The following is a 4,045-nucleotide window of genomic DNA, read 5'->3' on the forward strand; positions in this document are numbered from 1 at the left end:
ACAAGAGCGACTGGTCGAACTTCAGCGAGAGCGACGACTACAGCTACGCGACCAACACCGCCTACGCCGACGCCACGAAGGTGACCGTGTACGTCAACGGCACCCTCGCGGGCGGCACCGAGCCGTAGACCGAGGCTCCCTCCTCCCCGCAGCAGCCCGGCCGCCCCGCCCAGCCTGCCCCGCTCCGGGCCGCGGCCGGGTCTCCGGAGCATGGCGCCCATCAGGGGTGGCGCCATGCTCCGGCTCCTCCCCGCTCACCCCGGACCACGAGTCCGGAGGATCCCCCCAATCACTTGAGGAGAAGCATGTCCGCCCCCGGTTTTTCCCGCAGACGCTTTGCCGCCGCCGTCGGCGGAGCCCTGTTCGCGGCGGCCGTCTCGCCCACGCTCGCCAGCGCGGCGCCCTCGGCCAAGAAATCCGCCATGTCCCCCCGGGCCACCGCCGACGACCCGTACACCACGGCCTTCCTGACCCAGTACAACAAGATCAAGGACTCGGCGAACGGCTACTTCAGCGACGACGGCATCCCCTACCACTGCGTGGAGACGCTGATCGTCGAGGCCCCCGACCACGGCCACCAGACCACCTCGGAGGCGTTCAGCTTCTGGTTCTGGCTGGAGGCCACCTACGGCCGGGTGACCGCCGACTGGACACCGTTCAACAACGCGTGGGCCACGGCCGAGAAGTACATCATCCCCACCCACACCGACCAGCCGAGCAACAGTTCCTACAAGCCGAGCAGTCCGGCGACCTACATCCCCGAGTGGCCCGACGTCAACAAGTACCCCTCGGCGCTGGACAGTTCGGTCTCGTCCGGCCAGGACCCGATCGCGAGCGAGCTGAACTCGGCCTACGGCACGCCGGACGTGTACGGCATGCACTGGCTGATGGACGTGGACAACATCTACGGCTACGGCAACACGCCCGGTACCGGGGCCGAGAACGGGCCCACCGCGTCGGGACCGTCATACATCAACAGCTACCAGCGCGGCGCCCAGGAGTCGGTGTGGGAGACGATCCCGCAGCCGACCACCGACCTGTTCAAGTACGGCGGCACGAACGGTTACCTCGACCTGTTCGTCAAGGACAGCAGCTACTCCCAGCAGTGGAAGTACACCAACGCCCCCGACGCCGACGCCCGCGCGGTGCAGGCGGCGTACTGGGCCTACCGGTGGGCCTCCGCCCAGGGCAACGCGTCCGCGATCTCCGCCTCCGTGGCGAAGGCCGCCAAGATGGGCGACTACCTGCGCTATTCCCTGTTCGACAAGTACTTCAAGAAGATCGGCAACTGCACCGACCCGAAGAGCTGCGCCGCCGGCACCGGCCGGGACTCCGAGCACTACCTGCTGTCCTGGTACTACGCCTGGGGCGGCGCGGAGAACGGCGGCGGCTGGGCCTGGCGGATCGGCGACAGCACCGCCCACCAGGGCTACCAGAACCCGCTGGCCGCCTGGGCGCTGGCCAATGTGCCCAGCCTGACCCCGAAGTCGCCGACCGCCCAGAGCGACTGGTCCGCGAGCCTCCAGCGGCAGCTGGAGTTCTACCAGTGGCTGCAGTCCGCCGAGGGCGCCATCGCGGGCGGCGCGACCAACAGCTGGAACGGTCAGTACGGCACCCCGCCGGCCGGCGACCCCACGTTCTACGGCATGGCCTACGACTGGCAGCCGGTGTACCACGACCCGCCGAGCAACAACTGGTTCGGCTTCCAGTGCTGGTCGCTGGAGCGGGTCGCCGAGTACTACTACGTGACCGGGAACGCCACCGCCAAGGCGATCCTGGACAAGTGGGTCGCCTGGGCCTCCTCCGAGACCACCGTCTCCGCCACCGACTTCCAGATCCCGGCCACGCTGAACTGGACCGGACAGCCCGACACCTGGGACGCGAGCAGCCCCTCCGGCAACTCCGGCCTGCACGTCTCGGTCGTGGACTACAGCAGCGACACCGGGGTGGCCGCGGCCTACGTCAAGACGCTCACCTACTACGCCGCCAAGTCCGGCGACACCGCCGCCGCCGACCTCGCCAAGAGCCTGCTGGACGCGATGGCGCACTTCGCCGACTCCAAGGGCATCACCACCCCGGAGACCCGCACGGACTACAGCCGGTTCGCCGACCCGGTGTACGTCCCGTCCGGCTGGTCGGGCAAGATGCCCAACGGCGACCCGATCAACTCCAGTTCGACCTTCATCTCCATCCGTTCCTGGTACAAGCAGGACCCGGACTGGCCCAAGGTCCAGGCCTATCTGAACGGCGGAGCGGCGCCCACCTTCAGTTACCACCGCTTCTGGGCGCAGGCCGACATCGCCATGGCCTACGCCGTCTACGCCGAGCTGATCGTCGGCGCCGGCGGAGGCGGCGGAGGCGGTGACACCACACCGCCGACCGTCCCGACGAACCTCGCGGTGTCGGCGACCACGGACACCAGCGTCTCGCTGACCTGGACCGCCTCGACCGACGACGTGGGCGTGGCCGGGTACGACATCTACCGGGGCGGGGCCCTGGCGGGCAGCGCGGCCACCACGTCCTTCACCGACTCGGGGCTCAAGGCGTCGACGTCGTACAGCTACACCGTCAAGGCGAAGGACGCCGCGGGAAACGTCTCCGCGGCCTCCAGCGCGGTGAACGCCACCACCAAGGCCGGTTCCGGCGGCGGCACCGGGACGGTCAAGGTGCAGTACAAGAACAACGACAGCGCGCCGACGGACAACCAGATCAAGCCCGGCCTGCGCGTGGTCAACACCGGCAGCGGCACACTGGACCTCTCGACCGTCACCCTGCGGTACTGGTTCACCGGTGACAGCGGCGCGAGCACCTACGGCGCCTGGTGCGACTACGCGGCGGTCGGCGCGTCGAACGTGACGCAGAAGGTGGTCGCCCTGTCCTCGCCGAAGTCGGGCGCGGACCACTACCTGGAGGTCGGGTTCACCTCCGGCGCAGGCAGCCTTGCCGCGGGGGCGAACTCCGGTGACATCCAGAGCCGGGTGAGCAAGACGGACTGGTCGAACTTCAGCGAGAGCGACGACTACAGCTACGCCACCAACACGGCCTACGCCGACGCCACCAAGGTGACCGCCTACGTCAACGGGACCCTCGCCTGGGGCACCGAGCCCTGATCCGCCGAGCAAGGAAGGAAACCTCACAGATGCTGTCATCGTGGAGACGGCTGCGTACGGCCGCATGGGCGGGCACCGTGGCCGCCCTGCTGCTCGGTGCGCTCATGGTCGTCACCCAGCCCGCGTCCGCCAGTACGGCGGCGGACTGCACGCAGTACGGGACGACGCCCCTGCAAGGCGGGGAGTACACCTACCAGCAGAACGAATGGAACTCGTCGGACACGCAGTGCGTGAGCGTCGACACCGGCACGGGCGCGTGGTCCGTCACGCAGGCGAACTTCAACTTGACCACCAACGGCGCCCCGGCCACCTACCCCTCGGTCTACAAGGGCTGCCACTGGGGTTCCTGCACCACGGGCAGCGGGCTGCCCGTCCAGGTGAGCCAGTTGGGCAGCGCGACCTCCTCCTGGTCCACGACGCAGCCGGCGTCGGGCGCCTATGACGTCGCGTACGACCTCTGGTTCAACTCGACGCCGACCACGGACGGCCAGCCCGACGGCACGGAGGTGATGATCTGGCTCAACCACAGGGGCGGCGTCCAGCCGTTCGGCAGCCAGACCGCCACCGCGAACGTCGCGGGCCACGGCTGGGACGTCTGGACCGGGCAGCAGACCTCCTGGAAGATCATCTCCTACGTCCTCCAGGGCGGCGGCACCTCGTTCAGCAACCTCGACGTCAAGGCCCTGATCGACGACGCGGTCGCGCGCGGCTCCATCAACTCCGCGCACTACCTGATCGACGCGGAGGCAGGCTTCGAGATCTGGCAGGGCGGCCAGGGCCTCGCCAGCAACAGCTTCTCGTTCAACGCGACCAAGGGGTCGGGTGGCGGCGGTGGCACCTCCGACACGACGGCTCCGTCGGCGCCGACGAACCTCGCGGTGTCGGGGACGACGGCTTCGAGCGTGTCGCTGAAGTGGTCCGCCTCGACGGACAAC

At 68.9% G+C, this 4,045-nt stretch carries 2 protein-coding genes; both read left to right on the plus strand.

From position 1 onward, the window contains the following. Window positions 1-305: 305 nt before the first annotated feature. Window positions 306-3,110: a glycoside hydrolase family 48 protein gene (locus tag ACWDD7_RS37355; RefSeq protein WP_392219243.1), complete on the plus strand. Its 2,805-nt coding sequence runs from the start codon at window positions 306-308 to the stop codon at window positions 3,108-3,110. Window positions 3,111-3,139: 29 nt separating this feature from the next. Next, window positions 3,140-4,045: GH12 family glycosyl hydrolase domain-containing protein (locus tag ACWDD7_RS37360; RefSeq protein WP_450460674.1), on the plus strand; the 906-nt coding region annotated here is incomplete at its 3' end.

Source organism: Streptomyces sp. NPDC001056 (genome assembly GCF_053598955.1).

Bases quoted from the DNA above. Each gene is read 5' to 3' on its own strand.
- ACWDD7_RS37355 (WP_392219243.1), top strand. From the start codon at position 306: ATGTCCGCCCCCGGTTTTTCCCGCAGACGCTTTGCCGCCGCCGTCGGC.